Source organism: Bacillus sp. es.036, assembly GCF_002563635.1.
Classification (GTDB): domain Bacteria; phylum Bacillota; class Bacilli; order Bacillales; family Guptibacillaceae; genus Guptibacillus.
In genome coordinates this window covers 2,364,257-2,387,088 of record NZ_PDIZ01000001.1, presented here as the reverse complement: position 1 = coordinate 2,387,088, position 22,832 = coordinate 2,364,257, and the positions used below count along the sequence as shown (strand labels likewise).

General features: G+C 39.7%; 18 protein-coding genes and 1 other annotated feature. Of the genes, 13 read left to right on the top strand and 5 right to left on the bottom strand.

The window, feature by feature from the left end:
* Positions 1 to 54: 54 nt before the first annotated feature.
* The 10 genes from ATG70_RS12215 to ccpA all read left to right on the top strand — a co-directional run bounded on the left by ATG70_RS12215 (position 55) and on the right by ccpA (position 11,347).
* The gene (locus ATG70_RS12215) at positions 55 to 852 is read left to right on the top strand and encodes a DUF1444 domain-containing protein (RefSeq protein WP_098444571.1); all 798 of its coding nucleotides are present in this window, start codon (positions 55 to 57) and stop codon (positions 850 to 852) included.
* A 27-nt stretch (positions 853 to 879) separates the two neighbouring features.
* Positions 880 to 1,488 (top strand): YtpR family tRNA-binding protein, encoded by a 609-nt coding sequence (gene ytpR, locus ATG70_RS12210; RefSeq protein ID WP_098444570.1) that lies wholly within the window; start codon positions 880 to 882, stop codon positions 1,486 to 1,488.
* Positions 1,489 to 1,683: 195 nt separating this feature from the next.
* Positions 1,684 to 4,440, top strand: coding sequence for a DNA translocase FtsK (locus tag ATG70_RS12205; protein WP_098444569.1), 2,757 nt, complete (start codon positions 1,684 to 1,686; stop codon positions 4,438 to 4,440).
* Between the two features lie 145 nt (positions 4,441 to 4,585).
* A complete protein-coding gene (locus ATG70_RS12200; RefSeq protein WP_098444568.1) occupies positions 4,586 to 5,683 on the top strand; it encodes a nicotinate phosphoribosyltransferase in 1,098 nt (365 codons plus the stop codon).
* 195 nt (positions 5,684 to 5,878) lie between these two features.
* Complete coding sequence (gene murC, locus ATG70_RS12195) at positions 5,879 to 7,183, top strand: UDP-N-acetylmuramate--L-alanine ligase (RefSeq protein ID WP_098444567.1); 1,305 nt, start codon at positions 5,879 to 5,881, stop codon at positions 7,181 to 7,183.
* A 234-nt stretch (positions 7,184 to 7,417) separates the two neighbouring features.
* Entirely contained in the window at positions 7,418 to 7,861 is a 444-nt protein-coding gene (locus ATG70_RS12190) for a DUF948 domain-containing protein (protein ID WP_098444566.1), read from the top strand.
* Positions 7,862 to 7,873: 12 nt separating this feature from the next.
* On the top strand, positions 7,874 to 8,290 hold the full coding sequence (locus ATG70_RS12185) for a YtxH domain-containing protein (protein ID WP_098444565.1): 417 nt from the start codon (positions 7,874 to 7,876) through the stop codon (positions 8,288 to 8,290).
* Between the two features lie 105 nt (positions 8,291 to 8,395).
* Positions 8,396 to 8,731 carry a bacillithiol system redox-active protein YtxJ gene (gene ytxJ / locus ATG70_RS12180; protein WP_098444564.1) on the top strand — a complete coding sequence of 112 codons (336 nt, stop codon included), beginning with the start codon at positions 8,396 to 8,398 and terminating at the stop codon, positions 8,729 to 8,731.
* Positions 8,732 to 8,874: 143 nt separating this feature from the next.
* Positions 8,875 to 9,975, top strand: coding sequence for a bifunctional 3-deoxy-7-phosphoheptulonate synthase/chorismate mutase (locus ATG70_RS12175; RefSeq protein ID WP_098444563.1), 1,101 nt, complete (start codon positions 8,875 to 8,877; stop codon positions 9,973 to 9,975).
* A 361-nt stretch (positions 9,976 to 10,336) separates the two neighbouring features.
* Positions 10,337 to 11,347, top strand: coding sequence for a catabolite control protein A (gene ccpA, locus ATG70_RS12170; RefSeq protein WP_098444562.1), 1,011 nt, complete (start codon positions 10,337 to 10,339; stop codon positions 11,345 to 11,347).
* A gap of 25 nt (positions 11,348 to 11,372) precedes the next feature.
* On the opposite strand, the gene ATG70_RS12165 is transcribed toward ccpA, so the two are convergent.
* Genes ATG70_RS12165 through ATG70_RS12155 form a run of 3 tightly spaced genes read right to left on the bottom strand, consistent with a single transcriptional unit; the run spans position 11,373 to position 13,823 of the window.
* Positions 11,373 to 12,524: an acetoin utilization protein AcuC gene (locus ATG70_RS12165; RefSeq protein WP_098444561.1), complete on the bottom strand. Its 1,152-nt coding sequence runs from the start codon at positions 12,522 to 12,524 to the stop codon at positions 11,373 to 11,375.
* A complete protein-coding gene (locus ATG70_RS12160; RefSeq protein ID WP_098444560.1) occupies positions 12,521 to 13,168 on the bottom strand; it encodes an acetoin utilization AcuB family protein in 648 nt (215 codons plus the stop codon). The genes ATG70_RS12165 and ATG70_RS12160 overlap by 4 nt, the downstream gene beginning before the upstream one ends.
* Before the next feature lie 22 nt (positions 13,169 to 13,190).
* Complete coding sequence (locus tag ATG70_RS12155) at positions 13,191 to 13,823, bottom strand: GNAT family N-acetyltransferase (RefSeq protein WP_098444559.1); 633 nt, start codon at positions 13,821 to 13,823, stop codon at positions 13,191 to 13,193.
* A 165-nt stretch (positions 13,824 to 13,988) separates the two neighbouring features.
* On the opposite strand from ATG70_RS12155, the gene acsA reads away from it, so the two are divergent.
* A complete protein-coding gene (gene acsA / locus ATG70_RS12150) occupies positions 13,989 to 15,704 on the top strand; it encodes an acetate--CoA ligase (protein ID WP_098444558.1) in 1,716 nt (571 codons plus the stop codon).
* Positions 15,705 to 15,748: 44 nt separating this feature from the next.
* On the opposite strand, the gene ATG70_RS12145 is transcribed toward acsA, so the two are convergent.
* Positions 15,749 to 18,883, bottom strand: a complete 3,135-nt coding sequence (locus ATG70_RS12145) for a transglycosylase domain-containing protein (protein WP_098444557.1) — start codon at positions 18,881 to 18,883, stop codon at positions 15,749 to 15,751.
* A gap of 139 nt (positions 18,884 to 19,022) precedes the next feature.
* Positions 19,023 to 19,245: a binding site (T-box leader), on the top strand.
* An 80-nt stretch (positions 19,246 to 19,325) separates the two neighbouring features.
* Between ATG70_RS12145 and tyrS the strand changes: the two genes are divergently transcribed.
* The gene (gene tyrS, locus ATG70_RS12140; protein ID WP_098444556.1) at positions 19,326 to 20,591 is read left to right on the top strand and encodes a tyrosine--tRNA ligase; all 1,266 of its coding nucleotides are present in this window, start codon (positions 19,326 to 19,328) and stop codon (positions 20,589 to 20,591) included.
* A gap of 108 nt (positions 20,592 to 20,699) precedes the next feature.
* On the opposite strand, the gene rpsD is transcribed toward tyrS, so the two are convergent.
* Positions 20,700 to 21,302 carry a 30S ribosomal protein S4 gene (rpsD, locus tag ATG70_RS12135; RefSeq protein WP_048312305.1) on the bottom strand — a complete coding sequence of 201 codons (603 nt, stop codon included), beginning with the start codon at positions 21,300 to 21,302 and terminating at the stop codon, positions 20,700 to 20,702.
* 345 nt (positions 21,303 to 21,647) lie between these two features.
* On the opposite strand from rpsD, the gene megL reads away from it, so the two are divergent.
* Complete coding sequence (megL, locus tag ATG70_RS12130; protein ID WP_098444555.1) at positions 21,648 to 22,829, top strand: methionine gamma-lyase; 1,182 nt, start codon at positions 21,648 to 21,650, stop codon at positions 22,827 to 22,829.
* Positions 22,830 to 22,832 lie beyond the last annotated feature (3 nt).

Below are 22,832 nucleotides of genomic sequence, written 5' to 3'. Positions count from 1 at the left end.
TTCGTTCGTTTCATGGTATGATAAGGTGACATCTTCGTATAGGGTGGTGAAAATATGGAACCAAAAGATCTGAAAAAATTGCTCGAAAAACGGCTTCAGCAAGAAGATCGTGAGCTTACATACAATCAAAAAGAAGAAAAACTAAGAGTAGAAGACCGTTCCACAGGAAAAGGAATGAGTCTTGGACTTAAAGGACTCGCTGCTAAGTATGAAGAACGTGGCGAGAAGGTTCTTGAAGAAGTGGTCCATCACGTTGATGAGACGCTCAAGGTAATGAATGAAAAGCACGAATTAACAGGTAAGGAAAATCAAATCTTTCCAGTTATTCGCTCTGGTTCATTTGCATCTGAGACAGAAAGCGGGGTTCCGTTTGTAATTGAAGAGCATACTGCTGAAACGCGGATTTATTATGCGCTTGATCTTGGGAACTCCTATCGACTCATTGATCAAGAATGGCTAGAGAAAGAAGGTTGGACAAAGGAAGCATTGCACGAGGTTTCGTTGTTTAATTTAAGAGGGTTATCGACCGAAGTGAAATCAGATACAGTCGCCGGTAATACGTTCTACTTCTTGAATACGAACGATGGCTATGATGCAAGTCGGATTTTAAATGATACTTTACTCGAACGAATGGCTAAAAAAGCGAAGGGTGAATTGGCTGTAGCCGTTCCTCATCAAGATGTTTTAGTATTTGCCGATATTGAGAATGAACGCGGATACGATGCTCTTGCTCAGTTAACCATGCACTTTTTTTCAAGTGGACTAGTTCCCGTAACCGGTCTACCGTTCATGTATGAAGATGGAAAGTTAGAACCAATCTTTATCATGGCTAAAAACAAACCTAAAAAATAATCACTGTTGAAAAAGGAGTACAGTATAATGAATATGTTTTACAATAAAGAAGGCGTTGGAGATACTTTAATTGTTACTTTAGGCAGTACGGAAAGAGAAGATAAGGCTGTTGAGCGTAACGACAATGTAGCCCGAATCTATAGTAAAGAAACAAACCAGACAATAGGCTATAATATTTTTCATTTTTCTTCCATTCATGAGCTATCAAGCAATGGTGTTGTAGACGAAAGTGAAGAGCTTGTAACAGCAGTTAATCATGCCATTAAAGAGAGTGGTTTTCAAGATGAACTCGTCTTTGATCCTTCTCCTAAATTTGTAGTTGGTTATGTAGAAGAAATGGAAAAACACCCAAATGCCGATAAATTGAATATTTGTCAGGTGAATGTTGGAGAAGAGAAACTTCAAATTGTTTGTGGTGCTCCAAATGTTGATCATGGCCAAAAGGTCGTTGTAGCGAAAGTTGGCGCTGTGATGCCATCAGGTATGATTATTAAAGATGCGAGTTTACGTGGAATTGAATCAACTGGTATGATTTGTTCTGCTAAAGAGCTTGATTTACCAGATGCTCCGAAAGAAAAAGGGATTCTTATCCTTCCAGATGATTATGAAGTTGGTTCTGAATTCAAAGCCTACTAGAAAATTTTCTAGTAGGTTTTTTCTTTCGCGTAAATCGGGTATAGGGTATATTGAACTTATTTTTACTGTTTTAGACGAAGAACCACTTTTTTTTACGAAAGATTTTAGAAACAGCCTTACAATGATAGGGGATTTTCCGATAAAATAGAAGAATAGCGCGATCTAAAAGGGCTTAATTAGAAAAGGTGATTGTAATTGGATAATAATTGGTTTAAGAAAGTATGGAGTAAACTATTTGATATTGAAGAGGAAGAGGAGACTGGACGAAGAGATGCTGAGGTAAAAGAAACGAAACCTTTAAAAGAACGTACTGATCGAAAACATTCCATCGGTCGGATGGAGAGTGCGAATCGAAAAAATGAAGCTAGAATTGTTCATCAATATCCGAGAGAGGGAAATTTCCGTTTTCCATTAATTCCTGATCAGTCAAATAACCAAACAAAAAAAGAAGATAGAAAAGAGTCGAATTATCCGAAAAAAGAGCAGGGGACCTCAAATAGGACTAGGCCAGAAAAAAAGAATGAGAATTTAGCCCCGTCCAAAAAAGAAGGTAATGCTAGGAAAGTAGTGAGAGATGGCGTTTCGGATAAAGCGGAGCCAGTAGCTAATAAGAAATTTTCGGGCGTCAATTTTAAACCATCCGAAATTCCTTCGCCCATTTATGGGTTTAGTAAACGCCCCGTTGCTGAAAAAATGGAGGATGCAGCCAAGAAGTCGAATCCTAATCCGCGATATACGTCTCTTGACAAAAGTGATGTGATCGACAAACTTATCCAAGAACCAGTGCCTTTTTCTTTAACTGAAGAGGAGAGTACGGTCTCTCTCTTAGAAAACGCGCACAGTGATCAAGAATCTCCTCAAGTGAACGAAGCGTTAGCATCAGTAGAAAAAACGCCTATTGATCAGCAGGAGACGGTTATACGAGAAGAAGAGGTAAAGACAGGCTTTGGAGTGCAAAGTGATAAATCCCACGATCAGGAGATGGAAGAGGAGAACCTATTCCACGATGAGTCTCTAATGAGGGACGTCCAAGAAAGTTCCCGCATTCACGAAGACGCTTCAAAGGTAAACGAATCAGTAAATAAACAAGATAAAGTAATTGAAGCTGAGATCAATGAAGAGATCAATGAAGAGATCAATGAAGAACCTACCCTAAGTGGATCTGAAAATGAAGTCCTAGAAGCGGATGACTCTATTAGTTTCAGACAATCTGGTACGCATGAAGATGCTCAGGGAAATGATGAAGAAGTGGTAAGCCTGAAGGAGCCAGCCTTCGAGGAAGAACGAGTATCTGAAAACATTGTTTCGGAACAGCAGGAAGTGTTGTCGCAGAGTAAAGATGGTATGTTAGAACAAGAAGTGGAACAAAAACAAGAGACGCCGGAACCAACTATGTCTGTTCAAGAACAATCTCATAAACAAGATCGACAAGAGGAAAGTCGTCCTAAACCTCAGGTGCCTTATAATGTGATGATGTTAGCAAACGATCGTCGTCATGTAACGAAAAAGCCCGTAACAGGTGCTGATTATAAACTTCCTCCGATATCGCTTCTAGATATCCCTCCACGAAATGAAGGTAGTGATGATCAGTGGCTTGAAGAACAGCGAGAGTTATTAGAATCAACGCTTGCCAATTTTAACGTTCAGGCAAAAGTTGTTGGAGCGACGATGGGACCAACGGTTACTCGTTTTGAAGTTCAGCCAAGTCCAGGTGTTAAAGTGAACAAAATTACGAATTTAAGCGATGATATTAAACTTAGTCTAGCTGCACGAGACATCCGGATGGAGGCACCTATTCCTGGGAAAAATGCCATTGGAATTGAAGTTCCAAATCCTACGAGTAAGCCGGTCTTTATTCGAGAAATTGTGCGAAGCGGGGCTTTTCAAACGGAAGGTTCTTTATTAAATGCTGCACTTGGTTTTGATATTGCTGGGGAAGCAAAAATAACAGACATACAGAAAATGCCACACGGTCTTATTGCGGGCGCAACAGGTTCAGGTAAAAGTGTATGTATCAACTCTATATTAGTTAGTTTGTTACTTAAAGCAAATCCTAACGATGTAAAAATGATGCTAATTGATCCAAAAATGGTTGAGCTTGCACCATATAACGGTCTTCCACATCTGGTTACTCCAGTAATTAATGACGTAAAAGAAGCGACCACTGCACTGAAGTGGGCAGTCGATGAAATGGAAGAGCGATATGAAAAATTTGCAGCTGCAGGTGTTCGTGACATAAAGCGCTACAACGAGCGTGCGATTAATCACGGTGAGCCTCAGCATAAACTTCCATACATCGTTATCGTGATCGATGAACTAGCTGATTTAATGATGGTATCCCCGCAGGATGTAGAAGATGCCATTTGTCGTATTGCTCAAAAAGCAAGAGCATGTGGGATTCATCTGCTAGTTGCAACCCAAAGGCCATCAGTTGATGTTATTACAGGGTTAATAAAAGCAAACATTCCAACTCGAATTGCTTTCTCAGTATCATCTCAGATTGATTCAAGAACCATCCTAGATACGAGTGGGGCGGAGAAGCTACTTGGAAAAGGCGACATGCTTTGTCTAGAGAACGGCTCATCAAAGCCTGTCCGTTTGCAAGGAAACTTTGTGTCTGATGAAGAAATTGAGCGAGTGACTTCTTTTGTACGTAAACAAAGGAAGCCTAACTACTTAATTAAGAAAGAAGATTTAATGAAAAAACAGCAGTATGATGATCAAGAGGATGATTTGTTTGAGGAGGCATGTATGTGGGCACTTGAACAAGGTCAAGCTTCATCTTCTGCTCTGCAGCGTCGTTTTAGAATTGGATTCAACCGCGCAGCAAGACTCATTGAGATGATGGAAGAGCGCGGGTTGGTTTCTGAAGCAATGGGAAGTAAGCCACGAAGTATTTTAATGAGTAAAGCTGATTTTGAAGAAGCATTCTCAAAAGATATGCACGTCTAGTGCATATCTTTTTTACTTGTTTTATGTAGCCTGGTTCTATATGATAAATAGTGTTAAGCTAATGTTAAATTATAGTCAGATAAGTGAATGGTTGAACATAGAGAGCTCACATTCGAATGACGAAACTACTTGAAGGAGCCCCATTATGAAAGAAATTGAACTTAAAATGCAAGGGAAAATAAAAAGACTTACAAACCGCACGTTTAAATTTGATGAACGCGTAGGTGAGGGCTGGTTTTCCGCAGTTTACTTTCTTAAAACATGCGAAATTGTGGAAGAGTTTAAACCAGATAATATTGTGACGATGCAGTTTTTTCAAAAGCATGATGCTGTTCTTTGTGGTTCAGATGAAGCAATTGCTCTGATTAAAACATTTGCAAAGGATCCTGATTCACTTGAAATTGATTCTCTTAAAGATGGAGATAAAATTTCTCCGTTTGAAACGGTACTGAAAATTAAAGGACCTTATCAAAGCTTTGGTTTCCTAGAAGGAATTATTGATGGTATTCTGGGCAGAAGAACATCAGTAGCGACGAATGTTTATCATGTAGTAAAAGCAGCTCGATCATCAGGGATCCAAAAACCAGTTATTTTTATGGGTGATCGTGATGACCACTATACGCAACAAGCTGGTGATGGATACGCATCCCATATTGGCGGTTCTACTGCTCAGGCAACGCATGCGATGAATGAATGGTGGGGTAAAAGAGGTATGGGGACAATGCCACATGCCCTTATTCAACTGTTCAAAGGTGATGTTGTTGAAGCTTCGAAAGCATACTATGCGAAATATCCTGAAGATGAATTAATTGCGCTGGTGGATTACAACAATGACGTCATCACAGACTCATTAAAAGTGGCAAGGGAATTTGGTGACACATTAAAAGGTGTTCGAGTCGATACTTCCCGTACAATGGTTGATCAGTATTTCTGGAGAAACCCTGACGTTTTAGGAACATTTGATCCAAGAGGGGTAAATGCTGAATTAATCTTTGCTCTAAGAGAAGCCCTTGATCATGAAGGATTTAATCATGTCAAAATTGTCGTTAGCGGAGGATTTACTGAAGAAAGAATCAGAACGTTCGAATCTCAGAATGTTCCTGTTGATATTTATGGTGTAGGTAGCAGTTTGCTTAAAGTGGATATTGGGTTTACTGGAGATAATGTTATTCTTGATGATGAACCCGAAGCGAAAGCTGGCAGAAAATATCGACATAATCCACGTTTAGAGCGTGTTGAATAAGCAATATGAGACAGGAACACAGTCCTGTCTTTTTTGCGCCCGTAGGACCAATTTAGTTTCATGAAATTTATTGTAGACCTGTCTCTATTTCTGCTATAATGTAGTATTGAAAAGAAATGCAGCGCATACTTGTAATACCATCATATACTAAAAAAAGGTTAAGCGGAGAAGAAATGAAAGTGTGGAGGTTCTGAAATGACTATATATCACTTTGTTGGCATTAAGGGATCCGGGATGAGCGCTCTTGCACAAATCCTTAGCGACATTGGATACAGTGTACAGGGTTCAGACGTAGAGAAGAGATTCTTTACACAGGAGGCTTTAGAGCAAAAAGGGATTACTATTCTTCCATTTGCAGAAGAAAACATTAAAGAAAACATGACAATTATTGCTGGTAATGCTTTTGATGATCAGCATGAAGAGTTAGTGCGAGCAAGAGAAATGAACCTTCCTGTCTATCGTTACCATAAATTCCTTGGCGACTTTATTCAAAAGTTCACTAGTATTGCTGTAACAGGTTCTCATGGTAAGACATCAACAACTGGTTTGTTATCTCACGTGGTTGGAGCAGCAGAACCAACATCGTACCTTATCGGAGATGGCACTGGTAGCGGCGTGAAAGATAGCCAATATTTTGTTTTTGAAGCATGTGAATACCGTCGTCACTTCTTATCATATCAACCTGATTATGCAATTATGACGAATATTGATTTTGACCATCCAGATTATTTTACAGATGTGGATGATGTATTTTCGGCATTTCAAGAAATGGCTATGCTTGTAAAGAAAGGCATTATTGCATACGGTGATGACTCTTATCTGCAGCAGATTCAAACAAAAGTGCCAGTTGTCTTCTACGGCTTTGATGATCAGAATGATTTTCAAGCGACAAATATTAAAATAGATGAGAACGGTACTACCTTTGACGTTCATGTTCGTGATGATTATTATCGTACGTTCCAGATTCCGATGTTTGGGAAACACAACGTGTTAAACGCTTTATCTGTAGTAGCGCTCTGTCACTATGAAAATCTTTCTGGGGATACCGTGGCAGCTCAACTAGCAAATTTCAAAGGTGTTAAGCGGAGATTTACTGAAAAGGTAGTCGATGGCCAAGTACTCATTGACGATTACGCCCATCATCCAACTGAAATTAAAGCGACAATTGAATCTGCTCATCAGAAATACCCGAATCGTGAAGTTGTGGCCATTTTCCAGCCTCACACTTTTACGAGAACAAAAACGTTTTTAAATGAATTCGCGGATGTTTTAAAAGAAGCAGACGTTGTTTATTTATGCGATATATTCGGTTCAGCACGAGAAGATGCGGGTCAATTATCGATTGATCAGCTGATTGAGAAAATTCCAAATGCGCATATGATCTCAGAAGAATCCATTCAGCAATTAAATGAGCATGAAAGTGGCGTCCTTCTTTTCATGGGAGCTGGCGATATACAAAAGTATCAAGCAGCTTATGAAACAGAAAAAGCTTCTATCTAAAAGAAAAGGCACTTATGCCTTTTCTTTTTTTACTTAAATACACAAATTTGCTTAGTAGATCAAGGAGATTGTGTTATAAAAAAAAATAAAAAAGGAATAATGAAACTTGTAACGAATTTATTATGGTGTAGGGTAGTAAAGTAGACTCATTTTTCACTCATATGTGAAATGACAAACTTGTGTTTACTAAAGACAAATGAAGGGAACAGATGGAGAAAAGGGAGGTGCCAGTACATGGAGATTATTCTTTACTTAAGCGTTGCTATTATTGCGATTGCATTTGCAGTTTTAGTTTATTTCGTAGCACAAACGTTAAAATCTTTGAAAGATACGCTAAGTAACACAGCAAAAACACTTGATAGTCTTGAAAAACAAATGAATGGTTTAACAACCGAAACCACAGCATTGCTACATAAGACAAATTTACTTGCAGAGGATATTCAGGGTAAATCTGAAGCTCTGGACACAGTCTTTGTGCAAGTGAAAGAAGTTGGAACATCACTTGGAAAAATGAATCATTCTCTAAAAAATATTACCGGTAAAGTTACCGATGAAGCAGAACGTCAATCTGAGCAGGTTACAAAAGTGGTTCAGTGGGGAAATGCTGCTATGCAAATTTGGCAAAAATGGCAAGTGAAAAAGAAAGCAACTGATCAATATGTTGATTCAAAATCATAGGAGGTAATTTAAATGTCTGACAACAACATTAACACAAAAGATTTTATCATTGGTTCACTAATCGGTGGAATTGTAGGAGCAGCTGCTGCACTACTTTCAGCGCCTAAATCTGGTAAAGAGCTTAGAAGCGACCTTAACCAACAAGCAGGAGCAGTAAAAGAAAAAACGTCACAATTCCGTGACTCTGCAGTAGAGCGTAGCACAGACTTTGCTAATCGCGCTAAAGAGAAATCTTCAACGATTTACAAGCAGGTATCTGATCAGTCAAATAACATCGTTTCAAAGATTAAAGATCGTAATCTTGAATCTGAAGAAAACGAGGCACTTCATACTCAGGCAGATGCAGATGTAGAGAGCTTCCAGCAGGATCTTAATGATCACTTTTCTGAAGAAGAACCAGCTTCAATGGAAAACCCTACAAAGCCATAAGTGAAAATAACAAAATGAAAAAGAAGAAGCATAGTGCTTCTTCTTTTTCATTTTGTAACGAATTCTTTATAATGGAACTATAGCTATTTGAAAGGAGAGAGTTTGATGGCAATTACAAAACTAACAACATCTGATGATTTTAAGCGGGTTAAAGAGGATCATTCACAATTTATCGTATTTAAAAATAGTACGACTTGTCCAATAAGTGCTCAAGCATTTGAAGAATTTGAAAAGTTCTCTGAGGATGTGGCGGAAGAAGTATACTATTTGAATGTGCAAGAATCACGCCCATTATCGACGGAAATTGCGGATACGTTCGGAGTGAAGCATCAGTCACCTCAAGCGCTTGTATTTAATGGAGACGAAGTGGTTTGGAATGACTCCCATTGGAGAATTACTTATACTTCTTTGACCGATGCTGCAAAGCAATTTCTAAAATAAACGGCTTCATGAAGCCGTTTATTTTTTTACTAACATGGTTTAATGCTTAAAAGCGTTTAAGAATTAAAAGAAAAGTAGTGACATTTTATTTTTCATCGTATATAATAACCCTAATCACTTAAACAGATAGGAGTGGAGATATTATGGCTAATATCCAAATTGATGAGTTGAGAGAGAAATTAGACGAGATTAACCTACAGCTGCTTGATTTAATTAATGAGCGTGCTGAAGTGGCGAAAGAGATAGGTAGAGTAAAGAAAGCACAGGGGATTAATCGTTTTGACCCTGTTCGAGAGCGTAAGATGCTTGATAAGCTTACGGAGAAAAATGGTGGGCCGTTTGATAATTCCACTCTTCAGCATATTTTCAAGGAAATTTTTAAGGCAAGCCTTGAGCTACAGGAAGATGATCACCGTAAAGCGCTGTTAGTTTCAAGAAAACGCCAGCCGGATAACACCGTAATTGATATTAGAGGCGAAAAAGTTGGAGACGGCGGGCAAGTCCTTATTTCAGGACCATGTGCTGTTGAAAGCTATGAGCAAGTTGCAGAAGTGGCAAAAGCTGTTAAGAAGCAAGGATTTAAAATGCTTCGTGGTGGTGCTTTCAAGCCACGTACATCACCATACGATTTCCAGGGACTTGGTGAAGAAGGGTTGAAGATTCTTAAGCAAGTTGCTGATGAGTACGATCTTGCAGTTGTGAGTGAAATCGTTAATCCAGCAGATATTGAAACAGCAGTAAAGTACGTTGATGTTATTCAAATTGGAGCACGTAATATGCAGAACTTTGAATTGCTTAAAGCAGCAGGTTCTGTTGATAAGCCAGTACTACTTAAGAGAGGTTTATCTGCGACAATTCAGGAATTCATTAATGCTGCAGAGTACATTGTTTCAAACGGAAATACGCAAGTGATGCTTTGCGAAAGAGGCATAAGAACATATGAAAAAGCAACACGAAACACGTTAGATATTACAGCTGTACCGATTCTTAAGCAGGAAACTCATTTACCTGTTCTAGTTGACGTAACGCATTCAACTGGACGTAAAGATTTATTATTCCCAGCAGCAAAAGCAGGTCTTGCGATCGGTGCCGATGGTATTATGGTTGAAGTTCATCCTGATCCTGCAGTTGCGCTTTCAGATGCTGCTCAACAGTTAGATATTCCACAGTACGAACAATTTGTTGAAGATTTGAAAGCTAGCGGTTTATTCAATCCAGCTAAAGTAACGCCTTCTACTATTTAAGTAGAAGGTTTTTTTATCTTTCTTTCTAATGAATTTAGAGTTAGTTTATCTTTATAAGTGGGATTCATTGGGAATAAAAGTGCGTAAGAGTGTTATCCTAAGTAATAATGAAGGGTAATTGTATCCTGTTATGATTTTGTGTGTTAAATTTATGCTTATATGAAGCAAAAAAGCGTTAAATATGCTATCTTTAATACAGTATCTACTTGTGAAATATTCTACATACGAAATGTAGACAATTTTGCATGGAGCATAACAACGGATGAGTGTTAGTCGATATAAGGATTTGGTTTGCAGTCAAACGGATAGTATCGTATCATTAAGTAAATTAAAGTCCGTAAGAGCATGAAGGAGGATCATCGTGAATACAACGATTTATGACGTAGCGAAAGAAGCAGGAGTATCGATGGCAACTGTATCGAGGGTTGTTAATGGCAATCCTAACGTAAAGCCTGCCACCAGAAAAAAAGTATTAGAAGCAATTGAAAGACTAGGATATCGACCAAATGCGGTCGCAAGGGGACTTGCTAGTAAGAAAACGACTACTGTAGGCGTTATTATCCCTGATATTTCTAGTATTTTCTTTGCAGAGCTTGCTCGTGGTATTGAAGACATTGCGACAATGTATAAATACAACATTATTTTGAGCAATTCAGATCAAAATAAAGAAAAAGAAATTCACTTGCTTAATACGATGCTTGGTAAACAGGTGGATGGGATTGTTTTCATGGGCGGTAAAATTACCGAAGAGCATGTAGAAGAATTTAAGCGCTCTCCCGTACCAATTGTGCTAGCTGCAACGCTTGAAAAGAGTCAAGAAATCCCTTCCGTTAATATTAATTATCAGAAGGCGGCTTATGAGCTTGTCGCTAGCTTTATTGAAAAAGGGCATAAAAATATTGGTCTTGTTAGTGGACCTTTGGAAGATCCAATTAATGGCGAAGAGAAGTTTCTTGGGTACCGCACAGCTCTTGAAGATGCAGGAATGGCGGTTGATGAAAACTGTGTAGCCATTGGTGACTATACGTACGATTCTGGTATTGAAGCGATGGAAGGATTCTTAGAGCTAGACGAGAAACCTACTGCCATTTTTGCAGGTACAGATGAAATGGCTCTCGGCGTTATTCATGCAGCGCAAGATAATGGATATAACGTTCCGGAAGATTTTGAAGTAGTTGGATTTGATAACACTAGGCTTGCTACCATGGTTCGTCCTACCCTTTCTACAGTAGTTCAACCAATGTACGATATCGGTGCTGTTGCGATGCGTCTACTAACGAAATTAATGAATAAAGAAACAGTAGAAGAGCAAACTGTTGTATTGCCACACCGTTTGCAACATCGCAATTCTACAATTCATAACGAAGAATAAAAAACGAGCCTGTGGCTCGTTTTTTCTATTGATTCGTAATTTGATAAAGCGCTCGCTCACAAGTGAGTTTATTCTTCTCTGTAATCTCTTGTTTTCTTGGAATAGGCTCATATAAATTAGTCCCATCATCCCAATTTTCAGGGAGAGTAAGGGGAGAAAGGGGATTCCATCGATCTAACCACTGTTGTGGTAATCTTCCTGTTATTGATAGCCCTTTCATTTCAAGCCAAATCCTCGACCACGCTCTTGGTACTACCCGCCAAATATCATATCCCCCGCCACCAACAGCAATCCACTTACCATCACAATATTCGTGTGCAAGCTGATGAGCTAACTTTGGAATGAATTCATAGCTTTTCATCGAAACGGAAAGATGTGTTAATGGATCATAGTAATGGGCATCAGCTCCATTTTGAGTTAAAATCACATCTGGTTTGAAGAAGTCGATTACTTTACGAAAAGACGCTTCATACACTTCTTGGAATGATTCATCCTCAGTAAATGCATCAATTGGAACATTAAAGGAAAACCCATATCCTTTTCCCTGTCCTTTTTCATTAATGTTTCCTGTTCCAGGGAATAAATAGCGACCAGTTTCATGAATCGACAGGGTGCAAACTTCAGGATCGTCATAGAAAGCCCATTGAACGCCATCACCATGATGAGCATCCGTATCGACATAAAGCACTTTAGCACCGTATTTCTTCTTCATATATTCAATAGCAATGGAGCTATCATTATAAATACAAAATCCAGATGCTTTCCCTCTAAATCCGTGATGCAGGCCACCGCCTACATTGAGCGCATGATCAGATTTTCCGGTCATAACGGCATCAACAGCCGTTAGCGTACCACCAACAATGAGAGCACTCGCTTCATGCATATTTGAAAAGATGGGCGTATCTTCAGTACCAAGCCCATAGTTCGCTGCGATGGACGAAGCTAAACTTCCTTTCCCAGCTTTTTTCACTGCGTCGATATACGCTGGATCGTGGATTAGAGCAATTTCATCATCTGTTGCTATTCGAGGCGCAATTACATCTGAATCATTTAGAGCCTTCATTTCAGTAAGAAGGTCCTGAGTGAGTTTAACACGAATATGATTGAAAGGGTGATCATCACTAAATTTATAGTTTAGATAATCTGAGGAGTAAACAAAAACAGAATCGCAGGTCATTTTTGAACCCCCGGCATGCTCGGCCAAAGAACCTCATAACCTTCCTTTTTGATATCATTAATGACCGAAGTTGGATTCATTGTCTGAATGCGAAAAACGATATTTTTGTATTTTTCATCATGACTGCATGGATAAACAAGCACACTGATGATGTTAACATTACGTTTTTTAATGATTTGGGTGATATCGGCAAGTTGTCCAGAAACGTTAGCTACCTGAACTTCAATATGTGAACTCGGCTGATGTGCACCTGTCAATAGGATAAGCGTATGTAACATGTCTGTCTCAGTTACCATACCGATTACTTTTCGATTATCAACAATGGGAATGGAACTAATGCGCTGTTCGTAAAAAATTGTCGAGATCTCTTCAACGAAATCTAGTGGGTGAGCTGTAATCACATCTTTCTTCATAATAGAGGAAAGATGTGATTGTAACACTTCTTTGTTCGGACTTGAGTCAAGAATAGATGGACTAGCATCTTTAATATCTCGATCCGAAACAATACCAGTTAGCTCTCCTGCGCTATTTACGATCGGAAGGTGACGAATATTTTTTTCTCTCATTAGTTTAATTGCATCTGCAATAGTTTGATTCTCTTCAAGTGAAAAAACATTTCGATTCATAATTTCTTCTATGACCAACTTGACTCACTCCTTTGCAAACTTAATACATGAAGCGGTTATGAAATCGGAGACGATCAAAAGCTTGAATAGAGTCCTGGTTAATCCTCGTCCCAATTCGAGCCATTAAACAATTTGCTGGATGAGAGCTAATTTCAGGATCGTCCGTTGCATACCATTCCAATCCTCCAGCATTCATCATTTTCTCCATGACTTTACGGTAATCCCATACAGATAATCCAGTTCCTTTAAGATCCCAATGCCAATAATATTCGGTCGTAATCACAATGTAATCGTTCATAGCATCATCCATGAAGGATGTCTTAAGGAGGCTTTTGCCTACTTTAGCATTACGATATTTTGGGATAACCTCAATCGCTCCTAATTCAATTAAATCTTCCATTTTCCCTTCTGACCAGCGTTCAAGGGGATCGGGATAAAGAAATGTAACATAGCCTACGATTGTTTCTCGTTCTCTCGCTACAATAATTCGTCCTTCAGGAAGTCCAGCTATTTCAACTAGGGCTTTATGCTGTTGCTCAGGGGGACGAAATGCGACAAGATCCTTATGTAAATGATAGGATGCAAGGCGGTCGGGGGTGATTGGGCCTTCAATAATTAGTTTTCCATGTGGCGTATTCCACTCAACTGCATTATACGTTTTATGATGTTCCATCTAGTCACCACCTTTTAATAATGGTCTCAATTCTTATTATACATGAAACGAGATAAATGTAAGGGGTTTCAATGTTATTTTTTGAAGTTTTGTCATTTGTTAAAAAATTAGGAATTTATGTTATACTAACAGGGAAAGACATGAAGGAGAAGGAGGAGATTACTTATGGAATTGAAACCGCTTTCTGCTACATTGGGTAATCATAATTTACAGGATTATGAAGCTACATACGGGAATTTTGATTGGAAAGAAGTGGAGAAAACATTTACTTGGAGTGAAACAGGGAATGTCAATATGGCCTACGAAGCAATCGATAGGCACGCTGAGTCCGATCGTAAAAACAAAGTAGCTCTTTATTTTTCTGACCCAACACGCGATGAGAAGTATACGTATAGTGAAATGAAATCAATGAGTAACAAAGCTGGGAACGTTCTAAAAAAAGTGAATGTTGAAAAAGGGGACCGGGTCTTTATTTTCATGCCAAGATCTCCAGAGCTATACTTCATTCTTCTGGGAACGCTTAAACTTGGTGCGATTGCTGGACCGCTTTTTGAAGCTTTTATGGAAGGTGCGGTGAGAGATCGGCTTGAGGATAGTGAAGCAAAGGTACTCGTCACAACTCCTGAATTACTCGAACGCGTACCAGTTGATGAGCTTCCGAACCTTGAAAGCGTTGTGTTAGTGGGAGAAAACGTAAAAGAAGAAGGACCATATATCGATTTTTACAAGCATTTTAAGTCAGCAGACAAGAAGTTGAAAATAGAATGGGTTGACCGTGAAGATGGTATGATTCTTCATTATACATCAGGGTCGACAGGTAAGCCAAAAGGCGTTCTTCATGTTCATAATGCGATGGTACAACACTATCAAACAGCGAAATGGGTACTTGATCTAAAAGAAGATGATGTCTATTGGTGTACAGCCGATCCTGGCTGGGTAACCGGAACCTCTTATGGTATTTTTGCTCCATGGCTCGCTGGAACGTCGAACGTCATTCGTGGTGGCCGCTTTAGTCCAGAAGATTGGTACGGAACAATCGAAAAATATGAAGTAACTGTATGGTATAGTGCACCTACCGCATTCCGTATGCTTATGGGAGCGGGAGATGAGATTGTTAAGAAATTTGATCTTTCATCCCTACGCCATGTTTTAAGTGTCGGAGAACCGTTAAATCCAGAGGTTATTAAGTGGGGAAATCAAGTGCTTGATCTTCGCATTCATGACAACTGGTGGATGACCGAAACGGGCGCGCAGCTAATCAGCAATTACCCTTCTATGGAAATAAAACCAGGATCAATGGGTAAACCGATTCCAGGCGTGCACGCAGCGATCGTCGATGATCAAGGGAATGAACTACCAGCTAATCGAATGGGGAACCTAGCGATTAAGAAAGGCTGGCCATCGATGATGCGTGCGATCTGGAATCGTCCTGAGAAATATGAAAGTTATTTCTTAAAAGGAGACTGGTACGTATCTGGCGATTCAGCTTATAAAGATGAAGATGGCTACTTCTGGTTCCAGGGACGTGTGGATGATGTCATAATGACTTCTGGTGAACGGGTCGGTCCGTTTGAAGTTGAAAGTAAACTAGTTGAACACAAGGCTGTTGCTGAAGCAGGTGTTATTGGTAAACCAGATCCTGTTCGAGGGGAAATCATTAAAGCCTTTATTGCACTGAGAGATGGACATGAGCCATCTGATGAGCTAATGGAGGAGATTCGTAACTTTGTGAAAAAAGGTCTCGCTGCTCATGCGGCACCTCGAGAAATTGAATTTAGAGACAAGCTTCCGAAAACAAGAAGTGGTAAAATTATGCGTCGTGTGCTAAAGGCGTGGGAGCTTGATTTACCTACTGGAGATTTGTCAACGATGGAAGATTAAAGAATAAAAACAGCCTGTAGCAAAGTTTGCTACAGGCTGTTTTTTTATTCCGAATCATTGCTTGTATTAGTGGAACTATTAGCGTTATTTTCGCTGTTTGCGCCGTTTGAATTGCTATTGCTACTATTATTGGAGGTGTTGCTGTTCTCATTTTCTTCGGTACTATCATTATTTTCAGTATTAGCGCCATCTTCGTTTGAAGAGGAATCTTCTGGATTGCTTGATTCATCTTCTTCATCCTCTGTAGCTTCCTCATTCTCGGTGTTACTGTTTCCAGAAGTTTGATCATCGCCGTCGTCTGATTCAGGCTTTGGTTCAGGTTTCTTTTTAGGTTCCGGCTTTTCAGACCAATCTCCACTTGTTACTTTAGCGGAAGCTCCTGATTCGTTACCAGCAACATCAACCGCTGTAACGTAATAAGCATAAGCACCAGAAGGGATGTTGAATGAGCTACCATCAGAAGATTTTACACTTCCAAGCTTCGTAAAGGAACTGCTCCCGTTCGAAGCTCGGTAAATGCGGTATCCAACGATATCACTTTCACCTGAGGCACCCCAATTTAATGTTGATCCATTAATTGAAAGGCCACCAACTGCGCCTGGTTTTTTTCCATTTTCAGAAGCAGTAGTGCCTTCGGAAACAATATTCAGGTTCTTAAACTCAGATGGTAAAAGGGATGCAAGATCGACTCCAGAGAAATAATCTTCTTTAATCATCACTCCGCTGGACACGAACTCTTCTGGAGTGGAGCTAAGCGCTTGATACGTATTACCATTCATCACTACATAGCGTCCTTCAGTGAGGCTGTCATCCACTTCAGTCGGTACGTATTTGGCGTTAAATAGGTCAGTTTGGACAAGACCAGCTTTCTGACAAAGGTCAGATGCAAGCTTCCCTGAAATTCCACAGAAAGAACGTTTTACAATACCGGTTGGCATTTTGAAAGATTTCTCTGGGTCCATTATTTCTGGACTAGCGTCGTACGCTGCATTTGCAAAAAGGGCCCATAAGTTTTTATTCCGTTTCGAATAAAGATTTGAATTCATCGGTAGTTCGAGATCATATCCTGTCCAAACCCCCAGTGAGACGTTTGGATTTACGGCTACAAACCAGGCATCTTTATAGTTTTGTCCAGTACCAGTCTTACCTGCCCAATCAGAAGCAAATTTTAATTTGCTCGGAATATCTTGAGCCGTCCCTTGACTGATAACATCGCGCATCATGTCGATCGTAAGGTACGCTGTTTGAGGACTAAAAACTTCGACTGGTTCAGGTTTTTGTTCGAAAATCGTATTGCCATCTCTGTCGACTATTTTATCAATCATATAAGCGTCGACGAATTTCCCACCATTTGCGAAGGTTCCAAAGGCATTAGTGTTTTCTTCGACGCTGACGCCTCTATCGAGAGAACCAATTGAAGTCGCAGGGTTTGAGCGATCAGGCTCTGTTAACGTATTGAACCCCATTTTAACTAGAAAATTCGTGGCTTCATAATGATCCATCTTTGAATAAATTCTAGCAGCTGGAACGTTGTAAGATTGCTGCAGTGCTTTGCGAGCAGTTACAAGTCCATGGAAGTTTTTACCGTAATTATCAGGTAGCCATATATCATCGGAAGGGAGGTCTGGAATAATATATCCTGGTTGAACTTTCCCCATCTCCATAGCGGGTGCATAGTCTAGTATTGGCTTCATCGTAGAGCCATTAGAGCGATAAGCGTCTGTAGCATGATTTAACTGTTCTGTTTTGAAGTCGCTTCCGCCAATGAAAGATAATATTTTCCCTGATTTGTTTTCTATCAAAATACTTCCAACTTCCATTGGAAGCTCTTTATTCACTAGCTCACCAGTCTCAGGATCTTGAACTGAGACGGTTTTAGCAGCCTGAAAATAGTTTGGGTTCCCAAGCGCTTTATCTTTTGCTTCATTCATTTTATCGTACATATCTTTGTTGATTGTCGTATAGATTTTATAGCCATTTTTTCGCAATTCAATTTCAGCATTACTCATAAATTCAAGAAATACTTCGGAATCTTCTTTGATTTGTGCCCACTTAATTTCTTTTTGTTTGGCCACTTCTGTCGCTGATTTTCCATAAATATTGGCTTCATATGTTATTTGATTATATGAATCTAAACTCTTCGCAAGCTTCTCTCCATCATATCCTTCTTCATCAGCGATCTGCTTTGCAAGAACGCGTTTCGCGCGATCTTCAATCTCAAATGTAAGGTATGGGTATTTCTCAACTGGCGAAGGGGAAGATTTAGTTAGGTTTTTTTCAAGATCGTATTCAAGCGCCTTGTTGTACTCATCTTCGGTAATTGTTTCTTCTTGATACATGCGATAAAGAACAAATTCCATCCGGTCGATTCCAGCTGAAAGATCTTCCTTTTTCTCACCCGAGTTTGTAAAAGGGGTGTATGTATAAGGGTTTTTGGGAATACCTGCAATAAAAGCAGCTTGTGGCAAGTTTAAATCACTTGCATTGACTCCGAATATGCCTTGTGAGGCTGCTTGAACGCCTGCGATATTATTACCAGAAGCATTACGTCCGTAAGGAACAATGTTAAGGTATGCTTCTAGAATTTCATCTTTATTAAAGAAGTTTTCCAATCGAAGCGCGAGCAACATTTCTTTTGCTTTCCGTTCAAATGAAACTTCTCTCGTTAAAATCTGGTTTTTAACAAGCTGTTGCGTGAGTGTGCTCCCGCCACTGCGGTCTTCTGAATTTGTAACTTCTTGCAATACAGCTCGTCCGATTGCTTTAGGAACAATGCCGTCATGATCGTAAAAGTATTCATCTTCTGTGGAAATGACCGCCTTTTGTAGAAGAGGAGAAACGTCTTTTAACTCAACTTCTTTTCGCTCAATATCAGAACGGAAGTTTCCAAGAAATACGTCTCCAGCAAAGTAGACCTCACTGGTTTCTTCGTAGTTATAAACGTCACTCTTCATCTCATCGTAAGAGCGAATCGGTTCATCTTTTACAAGCGATGCAAAATATCCAGCACCAACGCCACCGGCGAAAAATGTGCCCATAAGACCAATTACTATAAAGATCAGAAAAAGATTCCAAATAACTTTATAGGCAATTCTAGAGCCGGATAATATGTTGTATTCTTGTAATCTATCAATGAACGCGTTCCACTTCTGCCTGATAGTAGAAAAAAGCTCTCGCATTCCTATACCCCCTCAAATTAATCCTATTTATTATAGCATATGTCGTCGAGATTTGTATAAACTGGTAGGGATTTCAGTAGGCTTAGAATTGACATGGTTTTCCGTTTGTGATATTAATTTAAATAGTGTTTTTTATGAACGACATGCTTTGATTGGACAAAGTAGCGTTTTTCTCCCTTTTTCAGAGAGCTGGTGGTCGGTGAGAACTAGCATAAAGGAAAATGTGAATTACCTCCATGAGCTTCTAATGGGAAAGACAACGTCTGTGTAGCATTAGACGGTTCAGACCGTTATTCTGACTGAGTGGAAGAAAGTATGCTTTCTTCAACAAGGGTGGTACCGCGATTAATCTCGTCCCTTTTTAGGGGCGGGTTTTTTTATGTTTGTAGAACTGTAAATTGCTTGAAATAGGGAATTACTATGATTTAGAGGAGACGATGATATGCACATTTTAGATGAATTAGAAGCAAGAGGCCTGTTAAATCAGGTGACCGATAGAGAAGGTCTTGAAAAAGAGTTGTCTAACAACCGAATCGCACTTTATTCAGGATTTGATCCAACAGCTGATAGTCTTCATATTGGACATTTGTTGCCAGTTCTTGCGCTTCGTAGATTTCAGCTTGCAGGGCATACGCCGATTGCGCTTGTTGGTGGGGCAACCGGACTTATTGGAGACCCAAGTGGCCGTTCGAATGAGCGTACGTTAAATTCCGAAGATATTGTAAAAGAATGGACCAATAAATTACAGGGTCAGCTAGCGCGCTTTTTAGATTTTGGTACAGAAGCGAATGCTGCAAAAGCTGTAAACAACTTTGACTGGATCGGCGAATTGAATGTGATTCCATTTCTTCGCGATGTAGGAAAGAACTTTGGTTTAAACTACATGCTTGCGAAAGATTCGGTTACATCACGTCTCGAAGCTGGAATTTCTTTTACCGAGTTTACGTACATGATTCTTCAATCGTATGACTTTCTTCAACTTTATCGTAAAGAAAATTGTCGCTTGCAAATTGGAGGTAGTGATCAGTGGGGAAATATCACGGCTGGTCTTGAATTAATTCGTAAAGAAGAAGGAAGCGAAGAATCGACGAAAGCATACGGTGCAACGTTTCCACTTGTTACGAAAAGTGACGGCTCCAAGTTTGGTAAGTCAGAAGGTGGCGCAATCTGGTTAGATGCTGATAAAACATCTCCTTATGAATTCTATCAGTTCTGGATTAATACAGATGATCGCGATGTGGTAAGGTTCCTAAATTACTTTACATTTTTAAGTATTGAAGAGATTAAAGAAATTGAGTCGAAGCATTTAGAAGCACCAGAAAAAAGAGAAGCACACCGTACACTTGCTGAAAACGTAACGAAGCTCGTACATGGAGAAGAAAAGCTTCAGCAGGCGATCAATATTTCGGAAGCTCTTTTTAGTGGAGATATTAAGCAATTAACAGCTGAAGAAATTCGTTTAGGGTTTAAAGATGTGCCATCCTATCACGTAGAAGATCATGAAAAAGGATTAATTGACTTACTTGTAGAAGCTGGAATTTCATCTTCCAAGCGTCAGGCAAGAGAAGATGTGAAGAATGGCGCCGTTTATATTAATGGTGAACGCTGTAAAGAAATAGACAAGGTGATTTCAGAAAGCGATCAAATTGAAAATAAATACGTTATTATTCGAAGAGGAAAAAAGAAATACTTCCTTCTCACATATTAATTGTTAATGAAGAGATGCTCGATAGGAGCATCTCTTTTTTCGTATAAACCAATTTTGCTTTTGGACATAAAAAAAACCCCGGAATAAATTCCGGGGAGTTGAAACAGCTTAACGAGAGTAGTACTCAACGATAAGAGCTTCAGTGATTTCAGCAGGAAGTTCAGAACGCTCAGGAAGACGAGAGAACGTACCTTCAAGCTTATCAGCATCGAAAGTAAGGTATTCTGGAACGAAGTTGTTTACTTCGATTGCTTCTTTGATGATGTCAAGGTTGTTTGACTTCTCACGAACGCTGATCACTTGACCAGTCGCTACGCGGTAAGAAGGGATGTCAACGCGTTTGCCATCGACAGTGATGTGGCCATGGTTAACTAGCTGACGAGCCTGACGGCGAGTACGAGCTAGACCCATACGATAAACAAGGTTATCAAGACGAGCTTCAAGAAGAATCATGAAGTTCTCACCGTGAACACCTTTCATTTTACCAGCATCATCGAAAAGACGACGGAATTGACGCTCAGTCATGCCGTACATGTGACGAAGCTTTTGCTTCTCTTGAAGCTGAAGTCCATATTCAGAAAGCTTTCTACGCTGGTTAGGTCCGTGTTGACCTGGAGCGTAAGGACGCTTTTCCAATTCTTTACCTGTTCCACTTAGAGAAATACCAAGACGACGAGAAATTTTCCAACTTGGTCCTGTATAACGAGCCATATTTAGCTCCTCCTTTATACCATTATTATTGGTATAAAATAAAAACAGTGTCGTGATTCCGGTTTGCGCACATTGTGTTTTCACACGCCTTCACCTCGACAGCCGGAGGGTACGCGGCGTACCTATTAAAAGGAACACAATGAAATCGCAGCCCGTCACGCTGCTGCCCATTCTTATTTTACACAAATGCAATTGTAACTCTTTCAGATTGAGATGTCAACTATAGTAGGGATTTGATGGATAAAAAGATGTCAATGATCTGTTGAGATAGATAATTCCCTCTTCACCTTATAATTGAAAACGCTTACAATGAAAGTGTAATGTGTGATTTTATAACAGGGGGTTATGACTTTGGGAGAGCAACGTTTTGAGACAAAAACAATTCATGATGGATATGATTCTAAATCACATCATAATAGTTTAGCATCACCGATCTATCAAACATCCACTTTTACATTCGAAACAGCAGAAGCTGGTGAAAGAAGGTTTGCTGGTGAAGAGCCTGGCTACATTTATTCAAGACTTGGAAATCCTACTGTTCGAATGTTGGAAGAGAGGATTGCTTCTCTTGAGAATGCGGAGGGTGGTTTAGCTTTTGGTTCAGGCATGGCAGCTGTTTCTGCTGTTCTTATGTATCTTGTAAAGTCGGGAGACCATATCCTTTGTTCTGAAGGAGTGTACGGCTGCACGTTTGGATTACTTAAAATGTTAGAAGAGAAGTTTGCGATCGAGCATGACTTGCTTCCACTTGATTCATTTGAACAAATTCAACAAGCTATTCGCCCAAATACCACGGTTATCTATATAGAGACGCCCATAAATCCAACATTGAAATTAATTGATCTTGAAATGATTTCTTCTGTAGCAAAGGAAAAAGGAATCACGGTTGTAGTAGATAATACATTTTCTACGCCGTATCTACAACGCCCTCTAGAATTTGGTTGTGATATTGTTTTGCACAGCGCTACGAAGTATATCGGAGGGCATGGGGATGTCGTGGCGGGGCTGGTTGTAAGTGATAAGAAGACGATGACTGCCATTGCAAAGAGTACACAAAAAGATATCGGAGGAATTCTATCACCGTTTGATGCATGGTTACTCCTTCGGGGATTGAAGACTCTCCCAATTCGGATGGATCGTCACTGCTCAAATGCTCATAAAATCGTTCAAAAGTTAATCGAGCATCCATCAGTAACGAATGTGATGTATCCAGGAAGAGAGGAATCGCCTTTTTATCTAATTGCAAAAAAGCAGATGAAAAGCCCGGGAGGATTAATTAGCTTTGAAATAAATGGTGGTAAACTAGAAGCACAAAATTTTATGAATCGGCTAGGAATGATAAAAATTGCAGTTAGTCTTGGAGATGCTGAAACGCTTATTCAACATCCAGCGACGATGACACATGCAGTGGTTCCTGAAGATGAGCGAAAACGGATGGGCATTAGTGAATCGCTTATTCGTCTTTCGATTGGACTTGAAGCATGGGAAGACATTTGGAGGGATATCGAACAAGCGCTTGAAAAATAAAAA